The 24,685-nt window shown below is 63.4% G+C and carries 21 protein-coding genes; 10 read left to right on the forward strand and 11 right to left on the reverse strand.

Annotation, left to right across the window (positions count from 1 at the left end):
- Positions 1 to 16: 16 nt before the first annotated feature.
- Genes J2X54_RS13320 through J2X54_RS13335 form a run of 4 tightly spaced genes read left to right on the forward strand, consistent with a single transcriptional unit; the run spans position 17 to position 5,640 of the window.
- Positions 17 to 1,429: an aspartate aminotransferase family protein gene (locus tag J2X54_RS13320; protein ID WP_310181319.1), complete on the forward strand. Its 1,413-nt coding sequence runs from the start codon at positions 17 to 19 to the stop codon at positions 1,427 to 1,429.
- A gap of 1 nt (position 1,430) precedes the next feature.
- Positions 1,431 to 2,918 (forward strand): aldehyde dehydrogenase, encoded by a 1,488-nt coding sequence (locus J2X54_RS13325; protein ID WP_310181320.1) that lies wholly within the window; start codon positions 1,431 to 1,433, stop codon positions 2,916 to 2,918.
- Between the two features lie 17 nt (positions 2,919 to 2,935).
- Positions 2,936 to 4,273: a glutamine synthetase family protein gene (locus J2X54_RS13330; RefSeq protein WP_310181321.1), complete on the forward strand. Its 1,338-nt coding sequence runs from the start codon at positions 2,936 to 2,938 to the stop codon at positions 4,271 to 4,273.
- An 8-nt stretch (positions 4,274 to 4,281) separates the two neighbouring features.
- Positions 4,282 to 5,640 (forward strand): aspartate aminotransferase family protein, encoded by a 1,359-nt coding sequence (locus tag J2X54_RS13335; RefSeq protein WP_310181323.1) that lies wholly within the window; start codon positions 4,282 to 4,284, stop codon positions 5,638 to 5,640.
- A gap of 142 nt (positions 5,641 to 5,782) precedes the next feature.
- On the opposite strand, the gene panB is transcribed toward J2X54_RS13335, so the two are convergent.
- The 5 genes from panB to hda are packed head-to-tail and all read right to left on the reverse strand — an operon-like array spanning position 5,783 to position 10,202.
- Entirely contained in the window at positions 5,783 to 6,664 is an 882-nt protein-coding gene (gene panB, locus J2X54_RS13340; protein WP_208600047.1) for a 3-methyl-2-oxobutanoate hydroxymethyltransferase, read from the reverse strand.
- 53 nt (positions 6,665 to 6,717) lie between these two features.
- Entirely contained in the window at positions 6,718 to 7,230 is a 513-nt protein-coding gene (gene folK, locus J2X54_RS13345) for a 2-amino-4-hydroxy-6-hydroxymethyldihydropteridine diphosphokinase (protein ID WP_310181324.1), read from the reverse strand.
- A gap of 8 nt (positions 7,231 to 7,238) precedes the next feature.
- Complete coding sequence (gene pcnB, locus J2X54_RS13350) at positions 7,239 to 8,852, reverse strand: polynucleotide adenylyltransferase PcnB (RefSeq protein WP_310181325.1); 1,614 nt, start codon at positions 8,850 to 8,852, stop codon at positions 7,239 to 7,241.
- The gene (locus tag J2X54_RS13355; protein WP_310181327.1) at positions 8,845 to 9,519 is read right to left on the reverse strand and encodes an HAD family hydrolase; all 675 of its coding nucleotides are present in this window, start codon (positions 9,517 to 9,519) and stop codon (positions 8,845 to 8,847) included. The genes pcnB and J2X54_RS13355 overlap by 8 nt, the downstream gene beginning before the upstream one ends.
- A complete protein-coding gene (hda, locus tag J2X54_RS13360) occupies positions 9,516 to 10,202 on the reverse strand; it encodes a DnaA regulatory inactivator Hda (RefSeq protein WP_070249062.1) in 687 nt (228 codons plus the stop codon). Before hda ends, J2X54_RS13355 begins: the two co-directional genes overlap by 4 nt.
- A gap of 245 nt (positions 10,203 to 10,447) precedes the next feature.
- On the opposite strand from hda, the gene purM reads away from it, so the two are divergent.
- On the forward strand, positions 10,448 to 11,491 hold the full coding sequence (purM, locus tag J2X54_RS13365; RefSeq protein WP_310181331.1) for a phosphoribosylformylglycinamidine cyclo-ligase: 1,044 nt from the start codon (positions 10,448 to 10,450) through the stop codon (positions 11,489 to 11,491).
- A 51-nt stretch (positions 11,492 to 11,542) separates the two neighbouring features.
- Here the strand turns inward: purM and J2X54_RS13370 are convergent, their stop codons facing one another.
- The 6 genes from J2X54_RS13370 to J2X54_RS13395 all read right to left on the reverse strand — a co-directional run bounded on the left by J2X54_RS13370 (position 11,543) and on the right by J2X54_RS13395 (position 19,476).
- Entirely contained in the window at positions 11,543 to 12,757 is a 1,215-nt protein-coding gene (locus J2X54_RS13370) for a 6-phosphofructokinase (protein ID WP_310181333.1), read from the reverse strand.
- Positions 12,758 to 12,796: 39 nt separating this feature from the next.
- Positions 12,797 to 14,845: an alpha/beta fold hydrolase gene (locus tag J2X54_RS13375; protein WP_310181334.1), complete on the reverse strand. Its 2,049-nt coding sequence runs from the start codon at positions 14,843 to 14,845 to the stop codon at positions 12,797 to 12,799.
- Positions 14,846 to 14,908: 63 nt separating this feature from the next.
- On the reverse strand, positions 14,909 to 16,963 hold the full coding sequence (locus J2X54_RS13380; protein WP_070249059.1) for a sodium:solute symporter family protein: 2,055 nt from the start codon (positions 16,961 to 16,963) through the stop codon (positions 14,909 to 14,911).
- Positions 16,960 to 17,223, reverse strand: a complete 264-nt coding sequence (locus tag J2X54_RS13385; RefSeq protein ID WP_310181335.1) for a DUF4212 domain-containing protein — start codon at positions 17,221 to 17,223, stop codon at positions 16,960 to 16,962. The genes J2X54_RS13380 and J2X54_RS13385 overlap by 4 nt, the downstream gene beginning before the upstream one ends.
- Positions 17,224 to 17,236: 13 nt before the next feature.
- On the reverse strand, positions 17,237 to 18,769 hold the full coding sequence (locus tag J2X54_RS13390; protein WP_310181336.1) for a sensor histidine kinase N-terminal domain-containing protein: 1,533 nt from the start codon (positions 18,767 to 18,769) through the stop codon (positions 17,237 to 17,239).
- The gene (locus tag J2X54_RS13395; RefSeq protein ID WP_070249056.1) at positions 18,766 to 19,476 is read right to left on the reverse strand and encodes a response regulator transcription factor; all 711 of its coding nucleotides are present in this window, start codon (positions 19,474 to 19,476) and stop codon (positions 18,766 to 18,768) included. Before J2X54_RS13395 ends, J2X54_RS13390 begins: the two co-directional genes overlap by 4 nt.
- 205 nt (positions 19,477 to 19,681) lie before the next feature.
- On the opposite strand from J2X54_RS13395, the gene recA reads away from it, so the two are divergent.
- From recA to J2X54_RS13420, 5 genes are all read left to right on the forward strand, one after another.
- Positions 19,682 to 20,776, forward strand: coding sequence for a recombinase RecA (recA, locus tag J2X54_RS13400; protein ID WP_070249055.1), 1,095 nt, complete (start codon positions 19,682 to 19,684; stop codon positions 20,774 to 20,776).
- A gap of 214 nt (positions 20,777 to 20,990) precedes the next feature.
- Complete coding sequence (gene recX, locus J2X54_RS13405) at positions 20,991 to 21,446, forward strand: recombination regulator RecX (protein WP_070249054.1); 456 nt, start codon at positions 20,991 to 20,993, stop codon at positions 21,444 to 21,446.
- 427 nt (positions 21,447 to 21,873) lie between these two features.
- Entirely contained in the window at positions 21,874 to 23,043 is a 1,170-nt protein-coding gene (gene sucC / locus J2X54_RS13410; RefSeq protein WP_070249053.1) for an ADP-forming succinate--CoA ligase subunit beta, read from the forward strand.
- A gap of 13 nt (positions 23,044 to 23,056) precedes the next feature.
- Positions 23,057 to 23,938: a succinate--CoA ligase subunit alpha gene (sucD, locus tag J2X54_RS13415; protein WP_019923788.1), complete on the forward strand. Its 882-nt coding sequence runs from the start codon at positions 23,057 to 23,059 to the stop codon at positions 23,936 to 23,938.
- Positions 23,939 to 24,171: 233 nt separating this feature from the next.
- Positions 24,172 to 24,669 carry a pilin gene (locus J2X54_RS13420; protein WP_310181341.1) on the forward strand — a complete coding sequence of 166 codons (498 nt, stop codon included), beginning with the start codon at positions 24,172 to 24,174 and terminating at the stop codon, positions 24,667 to 24,669.
- Positions 24,670 to 24,685: the final 16 nt, after the last annotated feature.

Raw genomic sequence — 24,685 nt, forward strand, 5'->3', positions numbered from 1 at the left:
ATCCGGAGACCAGAACATGACCATCCAGCTCAAAGAACTGTACGACACCGCCGCCATCCAGAAGCTCGACACGGCGCACTATATGCACCCGTTTACCGACCACCAGGCGCTCGGCGAAAAGGGTGCGCGCGTGATGGTGCGCGGCGAGGGCATTTACCTGTGGGACTCGGAAGGCAACAAGATCCTCGACGGCATGTCGGGGCTGTGGTGCGTGAATGTGGGGTACGGCCGCAAGAGCATCTCGGACGCCGTGTACCGCCAGATGGAGACGCTGCCGTTCTATAACAGCTTCTTCAACACCACCAATGTGCCGGCGGTACTGCTGGCGAACAAACTGTCGGCGATTTCGCCGCCGCAGTTCAACCACGTGTACTTCACCGGCTCCGGTTCCGAGGCCAACGACACCAACCTGCGCATGGTGCGCCGCTACTGGGATGTGCTGGGCTTCAAGGAACGCCACACCATCATCAGCCGCCATAACTCGTACCATGGCAGCACGGTGGCTGGTGCGTCGCTCGGCGGCATGACCGACATGCACGCGCAGGGTGGCTTGCCGATTCCGGGTATCGTTCACATCGGCCAACCGAACTACCTCGAGTCCGGGCGCGGCATGATCGAAGACGAATTCGGCATCGAGGCGGCATCGTGGCTCGAGCATAAAATCCTCGAGGTGGGCGCTGACAAAGTCGCTGCCTTCATCGGCGAGCCGGTGCAGGGCGCGGGCGGGGTGATCATCCCGCCGGCCACGTACTGGCCCGAGATCCAGCGCATCTGCGACAAGTACGGCATCCTGCTGATCGCCGATGAAGTCATCTGCGGCTTCGGGCGCCTGGGGCGCTGGTTCGCGTCCGAGATGTTTGGCATCCGCCCCGACCTGATCACGTTCGCCAAGGGCGTCACGTCCGGCTACATTCCGCTCGGCGGCGTGCTGGTGGGCGACCGCGTTGCCGATGTGCTGATCAAGCAGGGCGGCGAGTTCAATCACGGTTTCACGTATTCGGGCCACCCGGTTGCGTGCGCGGCCGCGCTGGAAAACATCCGCATCCTGGAAGAGGAAAAGCTGATTGAACGCGTGGCCGACGATACCGGACCGTACCTCAAGCAGCGCTTTGCCGAACTGGCCGATCATCCGCTGGTCGGCTACGCCGACAGCTGCGGTTTTGTCGCGGGGCTGAACCTCGTGCGCACCAAGGCCGACAGCCCCCATGACAACGTGGCGTTCGATAGCGCGCTCGGGGTGGGCATGGTGTGCCGCGGCCATATGTTCGGCAACGGCATGATCATGCGCGCCGTGGGCGACAGGATGATCATCGCACCGCCCCTGGTGATGACGCGCGAGCAGATCGACGAGATGATCACCCTGATCCGGCGTTGCCTGGACCTGACGCACGCAGACATCAAACAGCGCGGCTGGCTGCAAGGAGAATGACATGACTGCATCTTCATGGCATGACCGCGCCGCCGCTGTCACACCGGATGGCCGCGCCTTGATCGGCGGCCAGCGCGTGTGGGCGCTGGGCGGCCAGCAGTTCGACAACCGCTCGCCTATCGACGGCCGCTCGCTGGGCATGGTGGCGCGCTGCGATGGTCAGGATGTCGATGCGGCCGTGGCCAGTGCCCGCGCCGCGTTCGAGGCGCGTGCGTGGGCCGGCAAGGCGCCGGCGCAGCGCAAGCGTATTCTCATCAAGTTCGCCGAGTTGATCGAGCAGAACCGGGCGGAACTGGCGCTGCTGGAGACGCTCGACATGGGCAAGCCGATCAAGTACAGCCAGACCGTGGACGTCGGTGGCGCGGCCAACTGCATCCGCTGGTACGGCGAGGCGATCGACAAGATCTACGACGAAATCGCGCCGACGGCCGACAGCAGCCTGGCCCTGATCACGCGCGAGCCGGTGGGCGTGGTCGGCGCCATCGTGCCGTGGAATTACCCGATGCTGATGGCCGCGTGGAAGATCGCCCCGGCGCTTGCCGCCGGCAACAGCGTGATCCTGAAGCCGTCGGAGAAGTCGCCATTGACGGCGCTGCGCCTGGGTGACCTGGCGCTGCAGGCGGGCATCCCTGCGGGCGTGTTCAATGTGGTGCCTGGCTACGGCAACGAGGCCGGTTCCGCACTGGCGCTGCACATGGATGTCGACTGCATAGCCTTCACCGGTTCCACCCGCGTGGGCAAGCAGATCATGCAGATGGCGGGGCAATCGAACCTCAAGCGCGCCTGGATGGAATTGGGCGGCAAGTCGGCCAATATCGTCTGCGCCGATTGCCCCGATCTCGATGCGGCGGTGGCAGCGGCCATCGGCTCGATCTACTTCAACCAGGGCCAGAGCTGCAACGCGCCGTCGCGGCTGTTCGTGGAAGAATCGATCAAGGAGCGTTTTATCGAAAAGGCGCTGGCCATGATGCCGTCGTTCGCGCCGGGCGACCCGCTTGACGAAAACACCGTGATGGGAGCGATCGTCGATGCCACGCAGCTCAATACCGTGATCGGCTATATCGAAGCCGGCAAGGCAGGTGGCGCGCGCCTGCTGTCCGGCGGCGCGCGGGTGCGCGACGATACCGGCGGTTTTTTTGTGGAGCCCACCCTGTTCGACCAGGTCGATAGCGGCATGACGATTGCCCGCGAAGAGATTTTCGGACCGGTGCTGTCGGTGCTCAGTTTTACCGACTTGAACGACGCGATCAAACAGGCCAACGGCACCGTCTATGGCCTGCACGCGGCGGTGTGGACATCGGATTTGACCAAGGCGGTGCAGACGTCGCGCGCACTGCGGGCCGGCACCGTGCACGTGAACCAGTACGACAACGACGACATCACCGTGCCGTTCGGCGGCTACAAGCAGTCGGGCAATGGCCGCGACAAGTCGCTGCACGCGTTCGACAAGTACACCGAGCTCAAAACCACCTGGATCCAGATCGGCTAAACACGAGGGGAATACTGATGACGCAGGCGATGAAGGATTTTCTGCGCGAGCGTAACATCCACGAAGTCGAATGCGTGATCGCCGACATGACCGGCATCGCGCGCGGGAAAATCCTGCCCAAGGACCTGTTCCTGGGCGAAGGCGAAATGCGCTTGCCCAAGAGCGTGCTGCTCAACACCGTCAACGGCGAGCAGCCCAACAACCGGCCCTACGTGGGCGTGACCGACCCGGACATGATCTGCGTGCCCGACCCTGCCACCTTGCGGCAAGTGCCGTGGGCGGCGGAGAACGTCGCGCTGGTCATCCACGACTGCCAGAATTTCGACGGCACGCCGGTGGGCTTGTCGCCGCGCGCGGTGCTGCGCCAGGTGCTCAAGCTGTACTGTGATCGTGGCTGGCAGCCGGTGGTCGCGCCCGAGCTGGAGTTCTACCTGGTGGCGCGCAGCAGCAATCCGCACGAGCCGCTCACGCCGCCGCTGGGCCGCAGCGGCAAGGTGGAATCGGGCCGTCAGTCGTATTCGATCGACGCCGTCAACGACTTCGATCCGTTCTTTTTAGAACTGTCCACCTTCTGCAAGCAGCACCAGCTGGGCGTCGAAACGCTGATCCACGAGGCGGGCGCAGGCCAGATGGAAATCAATTTTACCCACGGCGAGGCGCTGGAGCTGGCCGACCGCGTGTTCCTGTTCAAGCGCGCCGTGCGCGAGACGGCGCTACGGCACGGCATCTTCGCCACCTTCATGGCCAAGCCGATGGAAGCGGAGCCGGGCAGCGCCATGCACATCCACCAGAGCGTGCTCGATACGGTCACCGGCGCCAATATCTTCAGCCGCGCCGACGGCAGCGCCAGCGACCTGTTTTTCAGCTATATCGCCGGCCTCGAACAATTTGCGCCGGCGGCCACCCTGCTGTTTGCGCCGCACGTCAATTCGTACCGGCGCCTGTCGCGCTTCATGTCCGCGCCCACCAATGTGCACTGGGGTTACGACAACCGCACCTGCGGGCTGCGCATCCCGAACTCCACGCCGGCCAACCGCCGCGTGGAAAACCGCGTGCCTGGCGTGGACGTCAACCCGTACCTGGCCATGGCCGCTACCCTGGCCTGCGGCTACCTCGGCATGACACAGGGATTGCACGCCTCGCCGCCGATGGCCGGCAGCGCCGAGCAGGTGCACGACCATTTGCCGCGCAACCTGGAAGACGCCATCAACCGCTTGCGCGAATGCGCGCCGCTGCGCGAGATCCTCGGCGACTTGTTCGTGGAAGCGTTCTGCGAAGTGAAGGAACTCGAATTTTCCACCTACAGCCGGGTGATCAGCTCGTGGGAGCGTGAGCACCTGATGCTGCTGGTGTAGGAGGGCGCATGGGTACTCGCGACGGCTTGAACTGGCCCCGCGTGCAGGCGCTGGCGGCACGCGAACGCGCCGACTACGTCGCCCGCCATCCGGCCTCGCAAGCGCTGGCCGCGCAGGCGGCGCAGCACTTGCTGTTCGGCGTGCCGATGCACTGGATGAACGACTGGTCCACGCCGTTCGCGCTCACCGTCAATGAAGCTTCCGGCGCACACTTTACCGATGCCGATGGCCTTCAATACGCCGACTTCTGCCTCGGTGACACCGGCGCCATGTTCGGCCACGCGCCGGCGCCAGTGGCCGCCGCCATCGCCCGCCAGGCCACGCGTGGCTACACGGCGATGCTGCCGTCGAATGACGCCGCGCCGGTAGCCACCGAACTGGCGCGCCGCTTCGGGCTGCCGTACTGGCAGTTCGCGTTATCCGCGTCCGACGCCAACCGCTTCATGCTGCGCTGGCTGCGCGCGGCCACCGGCCGCAGCAAGATCCTGGTGTTCAACGGCTGTTACCACGGCACGGTGGACGATGTGTTCGTCGATCTGGTCGATGGCGTGCCCACCCAGCGCGCCAGCCTGCTCGGCCAGGTGCATGATCTGACCGCGCACACGGTGGTGGTGGAATTCAACGACCTCGATGCCCTGGACGCCGCGTTAGGCGCGGGCGACATCGCCTGCGTGCTGGCCGAACCGGTGATGACCAACGTGGGCATTGTGCTGCCGCAGCCCGGCTACTGGCGGGCAGCGCAGGAGATCATCGCGCGTCATGGCACGCTGCTGGTGATCGACGAAACCCACACCATCAGCAGTGGTCCCGGTGGCTACGCGCAAGCGCACGGCATGCGGCCCGACGCGGTGGTGATCGGCAAACCGCTGGCCGGCGGCCTGCCTTGTGCCGCGTATGGAATGACGGAAGAATTGGCGCGCCGTGTGGAGCACGCCAAGCGCAGCGCCCCGGCCGGCCACTCGGGCATCGGCACCACGCTGTCCGCCAATATGTTCGCCATGGCGGCCATGCGCGCCAACCTGGAACAGGTGATGACGCAAGACGCGTACACGCAGATGTTCGCGCTGGCGCAGCAACTGGCCGATGGCCTGCGCGCCAGCATCGCCAGGCACGGCCTGCCGTGGTGTGTAACGCAAGTGGGGGCCCGCACCGAATTCCAGTTCGGCCTAGTGCCACCGCAGAACGGCAGCGCAGCGAAAATGCTGATGGACGAGGAACTCGAACAGGCGATCCACCTCTACCTGCTCAATCGCGGTGTGCTGATCACACCGTTCCACAATATGCTGCTGGTGTGTCCTGCCACCAGCGAAGCGGATTTGCAGCGACTGCTGCAAGCGTTCGACGACTGCCTGGCGGCGCTGGTATAAAATCACCGCCCCCGCTCCGTCATCTTCGCGAAAGCGGGGATCCATAGGGCAGATGAGTCGCGCTACTATCCATTGGAGACGCACTGCTCACATGTTCCATGGATCCCCGCGTGCGCGAGGATGACGGTTTATCGGTCCGGGCTTAGAAGCAGTGTTCCAGTGCCGGGAAGCTGCCGTCCTTGACCGCGCTCACGTACGCAGTGATCGCGCCATCAATGCTGGTCTGGCCGTCCATGAAGTTTTTCACGAAGCGCGCCTTGCGGCCCGGGAAGACGCCCAGCAGGTCGTGCATCACCAGCACCTGGCCCGAGCAGTCGGGGCCTGCGCCGATGCCGATCGTGGGAATTGCCAGCAGGTCGGTCACTTCCTTGCCCAGCGCGGCGGGGATCGCTTCGAGCACCACCACCGAGGCGCCTGCCGCTTGCAGGGCCATGGCGTCGCGCTTCAAGAGTTCGGCGCTGTCGGCGGTTTTGCCTTGTACCTTGTAGCCGCCCAGCTGGTGTACCGATTGCGGGGTCAGGCCCAGGTGGGCGCAGACCGGCACGCCGCGCTCGGTCATGAAGCGCACGGTGTCGGCCAGCCAGGCGCCGCCTTCGATCTTGATCATGTGGGCGCCGGCCTGCATCAGCTGCACGGCGTTGTGGTACGCGGTCTCGGTGGTGCCGTAGGCGCCGAACGGCAGGTCGGCCACGATCATCGCCGACTTGCTGCCGCGCGCCACGGCCGCCGTGTGGTAGGCCAGTTCGGCTACCGTCACCGGCAGGGTCGAGGCGTGGCCGTTGCAGACCATGCCCAGCGAGTCGCCGATGAGCAGCATCTCCACGCCGCAGCGGTCCATCAGTGAGGCGAAGCTGGCGTCGTAGCAGGTGAGCATGGCGATTTTCTCGCCGCGTGCGCGCAGCTCGGCCAGGGTGTGGATGGTCACTGCCTTGGTGGCGGCCGACTTGGCCGGCGCCGGCGCGGGTACGTTGGCGGCGGGCTGTTGGCTCGCGGCCAGTTCGTTTCCTTGCAAATAACCAGACATGGTAATCCTTTAAAAATGGGGGCAGACGGCGCTAGTGTAGCGGTTGTAGCGGTTTAGAGCGGGGCGATGCCCTGGTCGGCGACTGCTGCAAGATAATCCTGTGCAGCGCCGAAACCGGGAACATGGATGGCCGGCGCCAGTTCCAGCAGCGGCACCAGCACAAACGCGCGCTCGGTGATGCGCGGATGCGGCACGACCAGGTCCGGCGTGTCGATCACGGCGTCGCCATACAGCAGCAGGTCCAGGTCCAGGGTACGCGGGGCATTGCGGTAGGGGCGCTCGCGCCCGTGGGCCTGCTCGATGCCGTGCAGCGCCGCCAGCAGGGCAGGGGCGCCCAGCGTAGTGGCGATGCGGGCCACGGCGTTGATGTAGTCGTCGCCGGACGAATCGATGGGCGCCGTGCGGTACAGGCTCGAGGTGGCCATCAGCGTGCAGCCGGGCAGTTTTTGCAGGCGCTCGAAGGCGTCGGCCACGTTGGCGCGGGCGTCGCCGAGGTTGGCGCCGATGCCGATGTAGGCGATGGTGAAGGCGAAGCCGCCTTCATCGGGCTTGGCGGTGATGCTCATGACAAAACTTAGTCGTGATCGGAGCCCGCGCCGCCGCCGGCGCTACCAGTGCCACCAGCACCCGAGGCGCCGGGTGCACCGCTCTCGGCGGCTGCTGCCGGGCCACGCGCGCGGCTGCGACGTGGCGCGCGCTTGCGCTTCGGCGGTTCGCTGGCGGCTGGAGCATCGGCATAATCGTCCTCGCCGGAGCCGTCAGCGGCACTGGAAGCACCAGCACCGAAGCCACCAGCGCCGGCACCACCGGCACGAGACGCGCCACCACCAGCACGCGAACCAGCACCAGCACCAGCAGCACCACCAGCCGAACCAGCCGAACCAGCCGAACCAGCCGAACGAGGCGGCCGTGGCGCCCGGCTGGCGCTGGCGATCAACGCCTCGCGGCCAGCTTCGTCGGACTCGTAAAACGCGGTCCACCATTCGCCGAGCTCGGCATCGATCTCGCCCGACGCGCAGCGCAGCAGCAGGAAGTCGTAGCCGGCGCGGAAGCGCAGGTGCTCGAGCAGCTTGTGCGGCGCCTTGCCGGTACGGCGTTCGAAGCGCGGCTGCATCGACCAGATGTCGCGCATGTCGGTGCCGATCTTGCGTTGCAGCGCCAGCTTTTCGGTCTGCGAATCGAGCACGTCGTCGGCGGCCAGGTGCAGCGCCGGGATGGTCTGCTCGCCGGCAGCGCGATACGCGGTCCACTTTTCCAGCACCTGGTGCCACAGCAGCGAGGCAAACAGGAAGCCTGGCGAGACGGTCTTGCCGGCAGCGATGCGGGCGTCGGTCGAGTCCAGTGCCAGCGTGACGAACTTGAAGCCCATCGGCTGCTCGAGCACCACGTCGAGCAGCGGCAGCAGGCCGTGGTGCAGGCCTTCCTTGCGCAGCTGCTGCAGGCACGCCAGCGCGTGGCCGCTCATGAGCAGCTTGAGCATTTCGTCGAACACGCGGGCGGCCGGGACGTTGTCGATCAGCGGCGCCATCAGGGCGATCGGCGCGGCGGTGGTCGGCTCGATGGTGAATTTCAGCTTGGCCGCAAAGCGCACCACGCGCAGCATGCGCACCGGGTCTTCGCGGTAGCGCGCCTCGGGCTGGCCGATGATGCGCAGCGTCTTGGCGCGGATGTCCTCGATGCCGCCGTGGTAGTCGAGCACTTGCTGGTTGGCCGGGTTGTAGTACATGGCGTTGATGGTGAAGTCGCGCCGCACCGCGTCTTCCGCCTGCGAGCCGAAGGTGTTGTCGCGCAGCACGCGGCCATGTTCGTCCTTGGGCGCGTTGTCCGACGTGGTGCCGCGGAAGGTGGTCACTTCCAGCAGGTCCTGGCCGAACATCACGTGCACGATCTGGAACCGCTTGCCGATGATGAACGCGCGGCGGAACAGTTTGCGTACCTGCTCCGGCGTGGCGTTGGTGGCGATGTCGAAGTCTTTCGGTTTGACGCCCAGCAGCAGGTCGCGCACCGCGCCGCCCACCACGAACGCTTCGAAGCCGGCTTCCTGCAAGGTGCTGGTCACGCGCACGGCGTTATTGGACAGCAGCTTCGGGTCGATGCCGTGCGCGTCCGGTCCCAGCACCTCGGGGATATTGGTATCACGCACCTTGGTCTTGGTGCCCAGGATTTTGCGGATCAGTTTCTTAATCATTGAACAGTTCAATCAGTTGCCAGCCTTGGGCGGTGGCGTGCGTTTTCAGGGTGGCGTTGGCATTGGTGGCCACCGGGTGGCTCACCAGCGACATCAATGGCAGGTCGTTGTGCGAGTCGCTGTAGAAGTGGACGCTCTCGAAGTCCGCGAAGGTCTTGCCCATCTTGGCCAGCCAGGCTTCGGTATGGGTGATCTTGCCCTTGCCCTGGGTGGGCGTACCGATCAGGCGGCCGGTGACGTTACCTTGCGCATCGAGCTCGGGCATGGCGGCGATCAGGTGTTCCACGCCCAGCGCGCGGGCGATCGGCTCGGTGACGAAATGGTTGGTGGCCGTGACGATGGCCACCAGGTCGCCGGCATCCTGGTGCTGTTTGAGCAGCGCCAGCGCCGCCGGGCGGATGTTCGGCACTACCACCTCGGTCATGAACTGGGCGCGCATGTGGTCCAGTTTGGCGCGCGGAAATGTGGCCAAGGTGCCGAGCGAGAACTCCAGGTACTCGACCGGGTCGATGGTGCCGGCCTGGTACTGGGCGTAGAAGGCGTCGTTGCGGCGGGCGAACTCGACGGCATCGACGGCGCCGAGGCGGACCAGGAACTCGCCCCACTCGTGGTCGGAGTCGATGGGCAGCAGCGTGTGGTCGAGGTCAAATAAGGCGAGTTTTTTCATTCTTTTGCTTCCGCCTGCAACCACTCGCGCAACAGCGGCAGGGTGATCGGGCGTTGGGTTTCCAGTGAATATTGATCCAGCGAATCGAGCATGGTCGACAGGGAACTCATGTCTCGCTGGAAATGAGATAGCAGGTAGGGTATCACGCCCGGCGACAGCGTCAAGCCGCGCGCGGTGGCCGCCGCACCCAGCGCCGCGACCTTTTCGTCGTCGGTCAGGCCATGAATCTGGTAGATCAAACCCCATCCCATGCGGGTGCGCAAGTCCTCGCGCACCGGCAATACGGCCGGGGCCACCGCGCCGCTGCACACCATGAAGGCGTGATTGGCGCGGATTTCGTTAAACAGGGCAAAGGCGTCGATCTGGGCGACCGGCGAGAGCTTTTCGCAGTCGTCGAGCAGGTACAGGTCGACGTCTGGCGAATACACGAATTCTGTTTCGATCGAGAACGGCGAGATATAGCGCGCGCGCAGTTGTTCGGCTTCGCCGCCGGCCGAGGCCAGCGCTTTCAGCAGGTGGGTCTTGCCCACCCCGGCGTTGCCCCAGAGATAGGCGAAGTGCTCGCGCGCCGTGCGCGAGGCGAACTGGCCCAGCAGCGCCATCGCCTCGGCATTTTGGCCAACCTCGAACGCGTCGAGGCTGTGCGGCTGGTCCGCGCCCAAATCGAGCACCAACTGCTTCATGGTGGTCCCATCATCTGCATAACGTCGTACTAATCATTTTTCTTGTTAACGTTTTGCATTATAGAAGGTGCTGCCCCCACAACTGGCCGAAACGCTGTGTGTTTTTGCTTGCACAAGCAGAAAAATGGCGGCAAATGGCATAAAAAGGGATTTTGACGGGGCAGTTTGATAAAATAGCGGATTGACCGGGCCATAAAAACGGTCTCCGCCTTCTATTTTACCGCCTCCGCTGCCAAATACACACCATGAGCCAACCTTCAAATGTTTCCCTGTCCTACCGTGACGCCGGCGTCGATATCGATGCAGGCGACGCCTTAGTCGAAGCGATCAAGCCATTTGCCAAGCGCACCCTGCGCGAAGGCGTGTTGGGCGGCCTAGGCGGTTTCGGCGCCATGTTCGAGATCAGCAAGAAATTCAAGGAGCCGGTCCTGGTATCGGGCACCGACGGCGTGGGCACCAAGCTCAAGCTGGCATTCGAACTGAACCGTCACGACACGGTCGGCATCGACCTGGTGGCCATGAGCGTCAACGACATCCTGGTGCAGGGTGCCGAGCCGCTGTTTTTCCTTGATTACTTCGCCTGCGGCAAGCTCGACGTGGCGATCGCCACCGACGTCATCAAGGGCATCGCCCAGGGTTGCGAACAAGCCGGTTGCGCACTGATCGGCGGCGAAACCGCTGAAATGCCGAGCATGTACCCGGCCGGCGAATACGACCTGGCCGGTTTCGCGGTGGGCGCGGTGGAAAAATCGCAGATCATCGACGGCACCAAGATCGCCCCGGGCGACGTGATCCTGGGCCTGGCGTCGTCGGGCGTGCACTCCAACGGTTACTCGCTGGTACGCAAGATCATCGAAGTAGCCAAGCCGGACCTGGAAGGCGACTTCCACGGCCGCAAGCTGGCCGACGTGCTGATGCAGCCTACCCGCATCTACGTCAAGCCGCTGCTGGCCCTGATGGCGTCGCTCGAAGTCAAAGGCATGGTCCACATTACCGGCGGCGGCCTGGCGGAAAACATCCCACGCGTGCTGCAGCCTGGCCTGGTGGCCGAGCTGGACGGCAAATCGTGGACCATGCCACCGCTGTTCACCTGGCTGCAACAGCATGGCGGCGTGGCCGACGCTGAAATGCACCGCGTGTTCAACTGCGGCATCGGCATGACCGTGATCGTCTCGCAAGAGAACGCCGCGGCAGCGATCGCCCAGCTCGAAGCGGCTGGCGAGACCGTGTACACCATCGGCAAGATCCGCGCGCGCGTGGGCGACGAGCACCAGACCATCGTGGTGTAAGTTTTATCTGCTGGAACGAGGAAAGCACGCTGCGGCGTGCTTTTTTTACGTTTACCGTTTGAGGATTTTCTCCACCGGCGCCGGCCGCAGCCGGAACGCATCGGGCATGCCCGAGCCCAGTAACGGCCGCAAGTACATGCGGAACGCATCGGTCACATCGGTGCCGCTGGCGCTGATGAATTCGTCCTCCATCACCCGCGTCTTGCCGGCCACGGCCTGCAAGGCCTGCAATTCGTAGTCGACCGAGTAGAAGCCGGTGCGCTTGATCGCCACCGAACCGTCGCGGTCGCCCCACATGGCGAACTGCACCGCTTTTTCTCCCACCTCGCGCGCCTCGCGCTGATCGACGTCCGAGACGCAGCCGATGAACGAGCGCTGCAGGTAGCCGAAGGTGTCGCCGCGCACGCGCTTGATGCCGAGCCTGGCCTTGATTTCGTCGCACAGCAGATCGGCCAGCGCACCGGTGCCCGACAGCTGGACGTTGCCGTGGGCATCGCGCTCGACTTCGTTCGACAGCAGGGTAGCGATTGCCGCCCCGGAAGCGTCGTGGATGCCTTCGGAGACCGCCACCACGCAGCGCCCATAGCGCGCATACACATCCTTCACATCGCGCAAAAACTGCTCGAGCGAAAACACCCGCTCGGGCAGGTAGATCAGGTGCGGTCCATCATCAGGAAACTTTTTGCCCAGCGCGGCGGCAGCGGTGAGGAAACCGGCATGGCGGCCCATCACCACGCCGACGTACACGCCGGGCAGGGCGGCGTTGTCGAGATTGGCGCCAGCAAACGCTTGGGCGACAAACCGTGCGGCCGAAGGGAAGCCCGGCGTGTGGTCGTTGCCCACCAGGTCGTTGTCGATGGTCTTGGGGATGTGGATGCAGCGCAGCGGGTAGCCCGCCTGCTGCGCCTGCTCGCTGACGATGCGCACGGTGTCGGACGAATCGTTGCCGCCGATATAGTAAAACTGCTCGATCTCGTGGGCCCGCAGCACTTTGAAGATTTCCGCGCAATAGGCCATGTCGGGCTTGTCGCGGGTGGAGCCGAGCGCCGAGGACGGCGTGGCGGCCACCATTTCCAGGTTCTGGCTGGTTTCGCGCGTGAGGTCCACCAGGTTTTCGTCGACGATGCCGCGCACGCCGTGCATGGCGCCATAGACGCGGGTGCAGTCGCGAAAGCGCCGTGCTTCGAGCACCACGCCAGCCAGCGACTGGTTGATCACGGCGGTGGGGCCGCCTCCTTGCGCTACCAGGATTTTGCCGGATGTCATGCTGTCTCCTCCGTATGTGGAAACCCGACTATACCCCTCCTAGCGCCCCGCGCCGATCTGCTTGTCGAGGAATTTCTCCACCCGGCCCCAGAAGTCGATACGGTTCTTCGGCAGCGCCCAGCCGTGGCCCTCTTCCTCGTATTCAATCCATTCCACGTCGGGATTGGCCTGCTTGACTGCCTTGTAGAACTTGGTACCATGCGGCAGCGGCACGCGGCGGTCGGCGCCGCCGTAGGCCAGCAGCAGCGGTTGCCGGATCTCGGCCGCGCGCAGCAACGGCGACGTCGCGTTCAACTGCTCGGCATCCTTGACCTGGTCACCGACCAGCTGTGGCATGGCGTATTGTTTCCAGTGATCGGACAGGTCGGACGAGAAGTTCCAGTGGCCGTCATACATCATGTTGATGTCGGTCACGCCCACCCAGTTGATGCCGCAGCGGTACAAGTCCTTGTCGTTGATCAGGCCCATCAGGGTGGCATAGCCGCCATAGCTGGCGCCGGCGATGCAGATGCGCTGCGGATCGGCGGTCCCTTCGGCAATTGCCCAGCGTGCGCCGTCGGCGATATCGTCCTGCATTTTCAGGCCCCACTGCTTCCAGCCGGCGCGGAAGTGCTTGCTGCCGAAGCCGGTACTGCCGCGATACTCGGGTTCGAGCACGGCGTAGCCGCGCGAGGCGAGGAACTGGCTGTCCGCTTTCCAGCCCCAGCTATTGCCGCGCACGTACGGGCCGCCGTGCACCAGCACCACCAGCGGCAGGTTCTTGCCGCCACCCTTGGGCACGGTGAGCCAGGCGGGAATGGTCAGGCCGTCGCGCGCCTTGTAATGCACCAGGGTCTGGCGCGCCATCTGTTCCGGCCTGATTTTCGGATGGCTGCCGCCCACCGTGGTCAGGTTGCTGGTGGCGCTGTTGTAGAGCAGGGTGCGTGCCGGGAACTGGTCGGAATAGGCGATCACCAGCACCCACGGCGTCTCCGACCGGGTCGGCACGCTGAGCAGGTTGACGGTGTTGGGCAGCATGGTGTCGATTTTCGCCTGGATCGCTTTCATGCCATCGTCGAACCAGGTGGTGCCGTTCGCATCGGCCAGGTAGCGCACGCCGAGCAGCTTGCCGTTGGCGGTTACCAGGCTGCCGCGAAAATCATAGCCGTCGATCTGCACCAGTGCTTGCGGCGCCACCTGGTTGGCGGCCAGGTCGTATTTGTGCAGCGACGTGGTGTCGTTGCCGGCGTTGGTGACCACGTACAGCGTGCCATCGGGGCCGAAGGCGCGCGGCGAGAACCCGTCCTTGCCACCGGTATAGGTGTTGTACGTGGCCAGCTCGCGCCACGCATTGCTGGCCGGATCGCGGTACAGGATCGTGCTGATGCCCTTGTTGACCGTGGTGACGATGCGCGGCTCGCCCTTGTCGTCGAGCAGCCACTGCCTGCTGTTGTCGGGGGTGCCGGTCACCGGCGTCGCGCGGCCGGTCAGGGTATTGAGGCGCAGCAGGCCCACCTCGTGCACCTGGCTGGCGCCCGACACCTGGGGTTGCACCACGTAGACGAACTCGCTGTCCTGTGCAGCTTTCTGACCGAGCAGGTAGGCGGTGACCGGCAACATGTCGCGGTTGCGTATCATGCTGCCGCTGGTAAACAGTGATTTGCTGCTGCGGCTGACCAGCTGGATGAACTTGCTGGCGTCGCGGTTGATCGCGTACAGGCCCGGGCCGTAGCGCATGTCGCCCTGGCCCACGGTACGGTCGGTGGCGGTGAAGACCAGCCGCTCGTCATTGACCCACTGGAAGGTGCCGACGTCGGCGTCGCCAAACGCCGCCACCACCTTGACGCTGTTATCGGCCAGCGTGACCACCGCCAGGCGGTCGCGCAACTCCTTGCTGCCGATGCGCACGGCCAGGTAGTTGCCGGTGGGCGAGAGCAGGGCGCCGCTGAACTCGGGGTTCTCGAAGAAGTCGGCGATCGGCGGCCGCTGGGTGACAATGGCTGGCGGGGGGGCGGCGGCCAACGCCAGCGGGGGAAGTGCGGCGCTGGCAGCCACTGCCGCCAGCACTGCGCAGCGTGCAAAGCGCGCGAAAACTCGGTTGGAGCCCATGGGGATCGAGATAAATTGTTAAGCTCTCAACAATACCACCGAGTTGTCATAACCGCCATTAAATTATTTCTCAGGCGCACGAACATAGTCCACCAGCGCCCTGGTCTGCGCATCCTGTGCCGGCGTCAGCAGGCTCACTACCACCATCACCACCAGGCCCGCCGGCACCCCGAAGATGCCCGCCGACGTGGGCGCGATATGGAACCACTGGCCGGTCACGCTGCCGCCCAGCACCGGGTTGGCGTGCAACATGTAATACAGGCACACGGCAAAGCCGGCGATCATGCCGGCCACGGCGCCCTGGTGGTTGGCGCGCTTCCAGAACACGCCCAGCACCAGCGCCGGGAACAGCGTCGAACCGGCCAGCGAGAACGCCGCGCCGACCAGCGAGATGATGTCGCCAGGCCGCTGCGAGGCAGCGTAAGCGGCAATGAAGGCCACGCCCAGCAGCAACAGCTTGGAAATCGTCACGCGCTTCTGGGTGGACGCGTGGCGGTCGACGATCTTGTAATAGATGTCGTGCGACAGCGCGTTGGAAATAGCGAGCAGCAGGCCGTCGGCGGTGGACAGGGCCGCAGCCAGGCCGCCGGCCGCCACCAGGCCCGAGACCACGTACGGCAGTCCGGCGATCTCCGGCGCGGCCAGCACCAGCACGTCGGCGTCGATGGTGATTTCGGCCAGTTGCACCACGCCGTCGCGGTTGACGTCGGCAATGCTGAACAGCGGCGTGGCCTTGTCCACGTTGGCCCAGTACGACACCCAGCCGGGCAGGTGGTTGAAGTCGCTGCCCACCAGCGCCGTGTAGATGTCGTACTTGACCAGCACCGCCATGGCCGGAATCGTCAGGTAAATCAGCAGGATGAAAAACAGCGCATACACCATCGACTGCCGCGTTGCATGCACCGACGGCGTGGTGTAGGCGCGCATCAGGATGTGCGGCAACGCCACCGTGCCCAGCATCAGGCAGAACACCAGCGCCACGAAGTTGTTGCGCTTGATGGCGGAGGTTTCGGCGTCGCCCGCGTACGGTTCCGCGTGCGGGTTGATCGGACGGGCCCGGGCCAGGTTGTAGGCATGGGCTGCGGCCCATTCGCGGGCCGCGATGTCCGGGTTCTTGGGATAGGCGATCAGCGCCCGCTCGGCGCTGCGGATGTCGAGCAGCGAGGCGTTGCGGGTTTTTACCTGGTCGAGCCGGCGCTGGGCGTCGCGCCGGCCCGCTTCCCACGAGGCCGGCAAGTTGTCGAGCTGGCGCTGGTAGTCATCGGCGCGCTGCTGGAAGATGGCGCGTACCTCGGCTTCCTTCGGATCGGCCTGCAGCACGGCCTCGCGCGCGCTGAGCTTGGGCAGCAGCTTGCCGTAAGCCACTTGCGGGATCGGGTTGTCGCTGAGCTTGATGGACATCCAGATCGCCGGCAGCAGGAACGCCACCAGGATGATGATGTATTGCGCCACCTGGGTCCAGGTAATGGCGCGCATGCCGCCCAGGAAGGAACACACCAGGATCGAGGCCAGTCCGAGGAAAATGCCCACCGAAAAATCGACGCCGGTAAAGCGCGAGGTGATCAGGCCCACCGCGTAAATCTGCGCCACCACGTAGGTAAACGACACGATGATGGTGGCCATGACCGCCATGATGCGCACCACGCGTCCGGCGCCATTGTCCTCGCCATTGGCGTGGCCGAAGCGCATGGCCAGGAAGTCGGGGATCGTGTACTGGCAAAACTTGCGCAGGTAAGGCGCGATCAGCAGCGCCACCAGCACGTAGCCGCCGGTCCAGCCCATGATGTAGGCCAGGCCGTCGAAACCGTGCAGGTACAGGCCGCCGGCCAGGCTGATGAAGCTGGCCGCCGAGATCCAGTCGGCGGCGGTGGCCATGCCGTTGAACATGGCTGGCACCTTGCGTCCGGCCACGTAGTATTCGAGCACGTTCGAGGTGCGGCTGAGCACGCCCAAGATCGCGTACAGCACGATGGTGGCAAACATGAACAGGTAGCCGATCCAGATGCGCGGCATGCCTTCCTGTTCGAGCAGCGTGAGCGAGAGCAAAAAGCCGCCGAAGCCGGCGGTAAACAGCAGGTAGTAGCGGCCCAGTTTGCCGGAAAAGCTGCGCTCTTTCATGGTCTGACCCTGGCATCGGCGCGGGCTTGCTGGTCGAGCCGGCGCATGCGCCAGGCATAAAAACCGATGATGGCCAGGTACACCAGCGAGGCGCCCTGGGCGGCGAGATAAAACGACAGCGGCCAGCCGAAGATCGACAGGTTGTTCAGTTCGCGTGCGAAGAAAGCCGCGCAAAATGTCGTCACCAGCCACAGCAGCAGGAGCCAGCCGGTCATGCGGCGGGTTTGCTGCCAGTGGCGGCGGCGGATGGTTTTATCCATTCTTTATCCCTGGTTAGCCAAAGTGAGGCGGTTCGTCGGCATCGTCGAGCGGATCGACTGGCAGCGGGAACGTCAGCCGGAACAGGCTGCCAGGCAGCCTGGCCAGTTGCACGCGCGGATTGTTGAACACATCGACCTCGGCGCCGTGCTGCTGGGCGATTTCGCGCACGATGGCCAGGCCCAGACCGCTGCCTTCGGCGGTATTGCCGAGGATGCGGTAAAAACGCTCGAACACGCGGGTGCGCTCGGCCGGTGGAATGCCGGGGCCCGTGTCTTCCACTTCCAGCAGCGCGTGGTCCTCGAAATCGACCCGCACCCGCACGGTAACGCTGCCGCCGGCCGGGGTGTAGCGCAGCGCGTTGTCGATCAGGTTCGACAGCAGCTCGCGCAACATGGTCGGGTCGCCGTTGATGTGCACCGGCGCCGGCGGCTCTTCGTAACCGAGGTCGATCTGGTGGGCGAACGACGCCTGCACCCAGTCGTGCACGGTGCTGCGCGCCAGTGCCGACAGTTCCAGCTGCACCATGCTTGATCCGGCCTGCGGCTGGTTTTCCGCGCGGGCCAGGGCCAGCAGCTGGTTCACCAGCCGGGTCGCCGATTCCGAACTTTTGGCCAGTTGCTCGAGCGAGCGGTGAATTTCTCCGCTGTCGGTCTGGCGCAGTGCCAGCTCGGACTGCATGCGCATGCCGGCCAGCGGCGTGCGCATTTGGTGCGCGGCGTCGGCAATAAAACGCTTTTGCATGTCGATGGTGTGGCCGAGCCGTTCCAGCATTTCGTTGAGCGAGCCGACCAGCGGTGAGATTTCTTCCGGCACCAGGTTCGCGGCGATGGGGCTGAGGTCGTCGGAACCGCGCGCGCGTATGCGCTCCTGCAGCTGCGCCAGCGGCGACAAGCCGCGTGACAAGGCAAACCAGACCAGGGCCAGCACGATGGGCAGGATGATGAATTGCGGCAGGATCACGCCCTTGATGATCTCGTTGGCCAGCTGGGCGCGCTTTTCCAGGGTTTCCGCCACCTGCACCAGCGCCAGCGGCGGGTGCGGCGAGGGCGCGCCATCGCTGGGTTCCACGCGGATATGGATGTAGGCCACGCGCACCGGGGTGCCGTGCATGATGTCGTTGCGAAAGCGTACGCTGCCGGCGCGGGCCTGGTCTTCCTCGGGATCGCTGCCGGGATGGGGCAGGTCGCGGTCGCCATCGATGGCGTCGCCGCTGGGGCCCTGGACCTGGAAATAGATGTTATCGACATCGTCGGCGCGCAGGATGTCGCGCGCAGCCCCGGACAGTCCATGAATCAGCTTGCCATCGACCGAGCGCACCTGTTGCGCCAGTACCGTCACGCTGTCTTCGAGCGCATGGTCGAACGGCTGATTGGCGATCGACTTGGCCACCAGGTAGGTGATCGCGATGCTCATCGGCCACAGCAGCAGCAAGGGCGCCAGCATCCAGTCGAGGATCTCGCCGAACAGCGAGCGTTGCATGCTCTCGTCGGGCTCGACCGCAGGCGGCTGGTATTCTGGAGCCTCGTCTGCCGCCTGATCGCTCACTTGACGGCGTCCCCGACTTCCACGGCTGCGGCCTTAGCTTCGGTGTATTTTTCCAGGCAATAGCCGAGACCGCGCACGGTGACGATGCGCACGCCGCCCACCTCGATCTTTTTACGCAACCGGTGCACATACACTTCGATGGCGTTGTTGCTCACTTCTTCACCCCATTCGCACAGGTGATCGACCAGTTGCTCCTTGGAGACCAGCCGGCCGGTCCGGGCCAATAGAATTTCCAGCAGGCCCAGTTCGCGCGCGGACAGGTCCAGCATCTGCTCGTTGATATAGGCGCTGCGGCCCACCTGGTCATACGACAGCGGACCGTGCTTGATGACGGTGGCGCCGCCGCCGGCGCCGCGGCGGGTGAGGGCGCGCACCCGCGCTTCCAGTTCCGAGAGCGCGAACGGCTTGGCCATGTAATCGTCGGCGCCCAGGTCGAGGCCGTTGACACGCTGCTCGATCGAGTCGGCAGCGGTGAGGATCAGCACCGGCAACAGCGAGCCGCGCGAACGCAGCCGGCGCAGCACTTCCAGGCCGGACAGCTTGGGCAAACCCAGGTCGAGGATCAAGAGGTCGAATTCCTGGGTGGAGAGGGCGGTGTCGGCCTCCTGGCCGTTGCGCACGCAATCGATGGCGTAGCCGGACTGGCGCAGCGAGCGGGTGAGCCCGTCGGCGAGAACGCCATCATCTTCGGCTAATAAAATACGCATGTGGATACTCCGGGTGCACTGGGGCAAAGGCTCAAGCCGGTATTGTGTTGGATTTTTTGCTTGCTGGCGAATTTTTGCACCGGCCGGGGCTGGCAACAAAATTAATCGACATTTCAATCAAATCGCGCTTGCGCTTATCACTGTTTTTTTATACAGTACTACCTGTACCGACAAATTGTCACCACCAACTGGTTGAAAGCACATTATGGACGATAAAAAAGCTGTAGTACCCGCATCCGAGAAAGCCAAGGCGCTGGCCGCCGCGCTGGCACAGATTGAGAAGCAGTTCGGCAAAGGTTCCGTCATGCGCATGGATGCCAGTGCGCCGATCGAAGAAGTACAGGTCGTGTCCACCGGTTCGCTGGGCCTGGACGTGGCGCTGGGCGTGGGTGGCCTGCCGCGCGGCCGCGTGGTGGAAATCTACGGCCCTGAATCCTCGGGTAAAACCACGCTTACCTTGCAAACCATCGCGGAAATGCAAAAACTGGGCGGCACCTGCGCGTTCATCGACGCCGAGCACGCGCTGGACGTCACCTACGCGCAAAAGCTGGGTGTCAACCTGAGCGACCTGCTGATCTCGCAGCCGGACACCGGCGAACAGGCACTGGAAATCTGCGACGCCCTGGTGCGTTCCGGTTCCGTGGACATGGTCGTGATCGACTCCGTGGCTGCATTGACGCCACGCGCCGAGATCGAAGGCGACATGGGCGACTCGCTGCCAGGTCTGCAGGCACGCTTGATGTCGCAGGCACTGCGCAAGCTCACCGGCTCGATCAACCGCACCAACACCCTGGTCATCTTCATCAACCAGATCCGCATGAAGATCGGCGTGATGTTCGGCAGCCCGGAGACCACCACCGGTGGTAACGCACTGAAGTTCTACGCGTCCGTGCGCCTCGACATCCGCCGCACCGGCTCGATCAAGTCCGGCGACGAGGTGATCGGTAACGAAACCAAGGTCAAGGTCGTCAAGAACAAGATCGCGCCACCGTTCAAGGAAGCGCACTTCGACATCCTGTACGGCGCAGGCACCTCGCGCGAAGGCGAAATCCTCGACCTGGGCGTGGAAGCGAAGATCGTCGAGAAGTCCGGTTCGTGGTACAGCTACAACGGCGAGCGCGTCGGCCAGGGCAAGGACAATGCCCGCATCTTCCTGCAAGAGCGCCCGCAACTGGCGTGGGAAATCGAAAACCGCGTGCGTGAATCGCTGGGCGTTCGTTCACTGCCACCGCTGGCCGCTGAAAAGCCGGAAACCGTGGTCAAGCTCAAGCCTGCCAAGGGCGAAGCTGACGCTGCGTAAGTTCATGGAGGCGGGTTGGCCGTTTTATCACGTCGGCCTTTAACGCAAAGCGCCCGCGCCCTGATACCTGTCACCCTCGCGTACGCGGGGATCCATAGAACGCACGCTCAGTATGGATCCCCGCTTTCGCGGGGATGACGGTTCTCCGGCTAACGGTGCGGTGTCTGTATTTCATAGCATCCGTACACTCGCCTCAAAGTCCAGAGGTCCCACCATGCCCCGTCCCCCCCTCAGCCTCAAAGGCCGCGCCCTGCGCTACCTCTCCCAGCGCGAACACAGCCGTCTCGAACTGTCGCGCAAACTCTCGCGTTACGCCGAAGACACCGACGACGTCGACGCCTTGCTCGACCTGCTCGAAAAGAACAACTGGCTGTCGCAGGAACGTTTTTCCGAATCGCTGATCCACCGTCGTTCTGCCCGTTTCGGCAATGCCCGCATCATGGCCGAGCTGCAAAGCCACGGCGTGCAGGGCGAGGCGCTGCAAGGATTCAAGGAAAGCCTGGCCGACACCGAGACCGCGCGCTGTTGCGAGATATGGGAACGCAAGTTCGGCGAGGTCGCCACCGATCCCGAGCAACGCAACAAGCAAATGCGCTTCCTGCTGCAACGCGGCTTCTCCCAGCGCGCCATCCGCACCGCCATGAAGGGCACTGCCGATTTCGACCAGTGATTGCCGATATTTAGTTGGTGAATACCTATGAATACCCTCGTCACCGCCAACGGTTTACGGCCAGATGGCGTTTGACACGTATCAACTCGGTCTGGTGTGTGCTACACTTTTACGGTTTTTGCAGCACCGTGGGTGCGGTGGTTGTCCGTAGAAGCTACGGATACATAGGCTGCTAACTAAAATTCATGCCGCGCAAGCGGTATTCATCTTATGTCATTGTCGATTCCTGTTTCTCGTCGTGCGTTCCGCACGCGCGCGATCGCCGCCTCAGCGTGTACACGCCATGGTGGACCACCCCCCTCATTGCACCCCCCGATTTGCCTTGCCGCTGGCTTCAATAGCGACCGGGCCATAGTTTTACCCAAGCACCACACTATTCCGCAGTCTTAATCGATTTTTACACATCAGCATCAGAAGGGAAGCCAGCATGAAGATCCATGAGTATCAAGGCAAAGAAATCCTCCGGAAATACGGAGTGACGGTACCACGCGGTATTCCGTGCCTGTCCGTCGACGAGGCAGTGAAAGCTGCTGAAACCTTGGGCGGCCCGGTCTGGGTTGTAAAAGCACAAATCCACGCCGGTGGCCGTGGTAAAGGCGGCGGCGTCAAGGTCGCAAAATCGCTGGAACAAGTCAAAGAATACGCCGAGCAAATCCTGGGCATGCAGCTGATCACGCACCAGACCGGTCCAGAAGGCCAAAAAGTACGTCGCCTGCTGATCGAAGAAGGCGCGGACATCAAGAAAGAACTGTACGTATCGCTGGTCACCGACCGCGTATCGCAGCGCGTTGTCCTGATGGCCTCGTCGGAAGGCGGCATGGACATCGAAGAAGTGGCTGAATCGCATCCGGAACTGCTGCACTCGATCGCCATCGACCCATCGGTTGGCCTGACCGACGCTGAAGCTGCCGGCATCGCTGCCAAGATCGGCGTACCAGAAGCTTCGATCCCTGACGCTGTCACCAACCTGCAAGGCCTGTACAAAGCCTACTGGGAAACCGACTCGTCGCTGGCCGAAATCAACCCACTGATCCTGACCGGTTCGGGCAAGGTTATCGCCCTGGACGCCAAGTTCAACTTCGACGCCAACGCACTGTTCCGTCAACCAGAAATCGTCGCTTACCGCGACCTGGACGAAGAAGATCCAGCTGAAGTGGAAGCCTCGAAATTCGACCTGGCTTACATCTCGCTCGACGGTAACATCGGCTGCCTGGTCAACGGCGCCGGCCTGGCCATGGCCACCATGGACACCATCAAGCTGTTCGGCGGCGAGCCGGCCAACTTCCTCGACGTCGGCGGTGGCGCAACGGCCGAGAAAGTCACCGAAGCGTTCAAGATCATGCTGAAAAACCCAGGCCTGAAAGCCATCCTGGTAAACATCTTCGGCGGCATCATGCGTTGCGACGTCATCGCCGAAGGCGTGATCACCGCAGTCAAAGCCGTATCGCTGAACGTGCCACTGGTGGTGCGCATGAAGGGCACCAACGAAGACCTGGGCAAGAAGATGCTGGCCGATTCCGGTCTGCCGATCATCGCAGCCGACACCATGGAAGAAGCAGCCAAGAGCGTTGTTGCAGCTGCTGCCGGTCAAGCTTAATTAAGGAATCAACATGTCCATTCTGATCAATAAAGATACCAAAGTTGTCACCCAAGGGATCACCGGCAAGACCGGCCAGTTCCACACCCGCGGTTGCCGCGACTACGCGAACGGCAAAAATGCCTTCGTCGCAGGCGTGAACCCAAAGAAAGCCGGCGAAGACTTCGAAGGCATTCCAATTTTCGCTAACGTTGCAGAAGCGAAAAAAGAAACCGGCGCCAACGTGTCGGTAATCTACGTACCACCAGCAGGCGCAGCTGCCGCCATCTGGGAAGCCGTAGAAGCCGAGCTGGACCTGGCAATTTGCATTACCGAAGGCATTCCAGTGCGCGACATGATGGCACTGAAAGACCGCATGGCCAAAGCCGGTTCGAAAACCCTGCTGCTGGGCCCTAACTGCCCAGGCCTGATCACCCCTGACGAAATCAAGATCGGCATCATGCCAGGTCACATCCACAAGAAGGGCCGTATCGGCGTGGTGTCGCGTTCGGGCACGTTGACCTATGAAGCAGTCGGTCAGCTGACCGCACTGGGCCTGGGCCAATCGTCGGCAGTCGGCATCGGCGGCGACCCGATCAACGGTCTGAAGCACATCGACGTCATGAAAATGTTCAACGACGATCCTGATACCGACGCGGTCATCATGATCGGCGAAATCGGTGGTCCTGACGAAGCCAACGCGGCTTATTGGATCAAAGACAACATGAAAAAACCAGTGGTCGGCTTCATCGCCGGTGTCACCGCTCCTCCGGGCAAGCGCATGGGCCACGCCGGCGCGCTGATCTCCGGCGGCGCCGATACCGCACAAGCCAAACTGGAAATCATGGAAGCTTGCGGCATTACCGTCACCAAGAACCCGTCGGAAATGGCGCGTCTGCTGAAAGCCATGCTGTAATAGCCAGCTTGATCGCACGATAACAAAAGGGAGCCTTGCGCTCCCTTTTGTCATTATTGGGCTCATGATGAGCTGACGAAAATTGTCAGCGCTGACAAATCGCGCTGGCGCGACTGACAAAAAACGGCAGTTCTCGCGCTGCCGAGGCGCGGTTTGCCCCGGCGCAGAGCTGGCACAGCTATTGCGATATCTCAGGTGTGACACTGACCCATCTCAACCCCGGAGACGCAACCATGAAATCCCTCAAGTCCATGAAGTCCATGAAATCCCAGGCACAAGCCGGCTTTACCCTGATCGAACTGATGATCGTGGTGGCCATTATCGGCATTCTGGCTGCGGTGGCCATTCCTGCTTACAGCAATTACACGGTCAAGGCCAAAGTCGCCAACATCATGGCGGCAGCCGATGCCACCAAGACCGCTGTGGCACTGTGCGCACAGGAAGCTGGCGGTTCGGTTGCCAATTGCACATCCGGCTCGAATGGCGTGCCAACCGTTACGGCGACCAAGGAAGTGGCTTCGGGTTCGGTTACCGGCGGTAAGATCACCCTAGTGCTGGCTGAGGGCGTGGCCAGTGACTCCCAAGGAAAGACGGTCACCTTTGAGCCTACCGTTGACGCTGCCGCCACCAGCCTGACCTGGACCGTCGATACCAACTTGACCAATGCGGCCGCAATCGAAGCACTGAAGAAAAACAACGTTGCTAAAGTAACTGCACCAACAGGCGGCTAACTTGGCAAGAGGAATC

It is taken from the genome of Duganella sp. 3397 (assembly GCF_031456625.1).
GTDB classification, from domain to species: domain Bacteria; phylum Pseudomonadota; class Gammaproteobacteria; order Burkholderiales; family Burkholderiaceae_D; genus Rugamonas; species Rugamonas phyllosphaerae.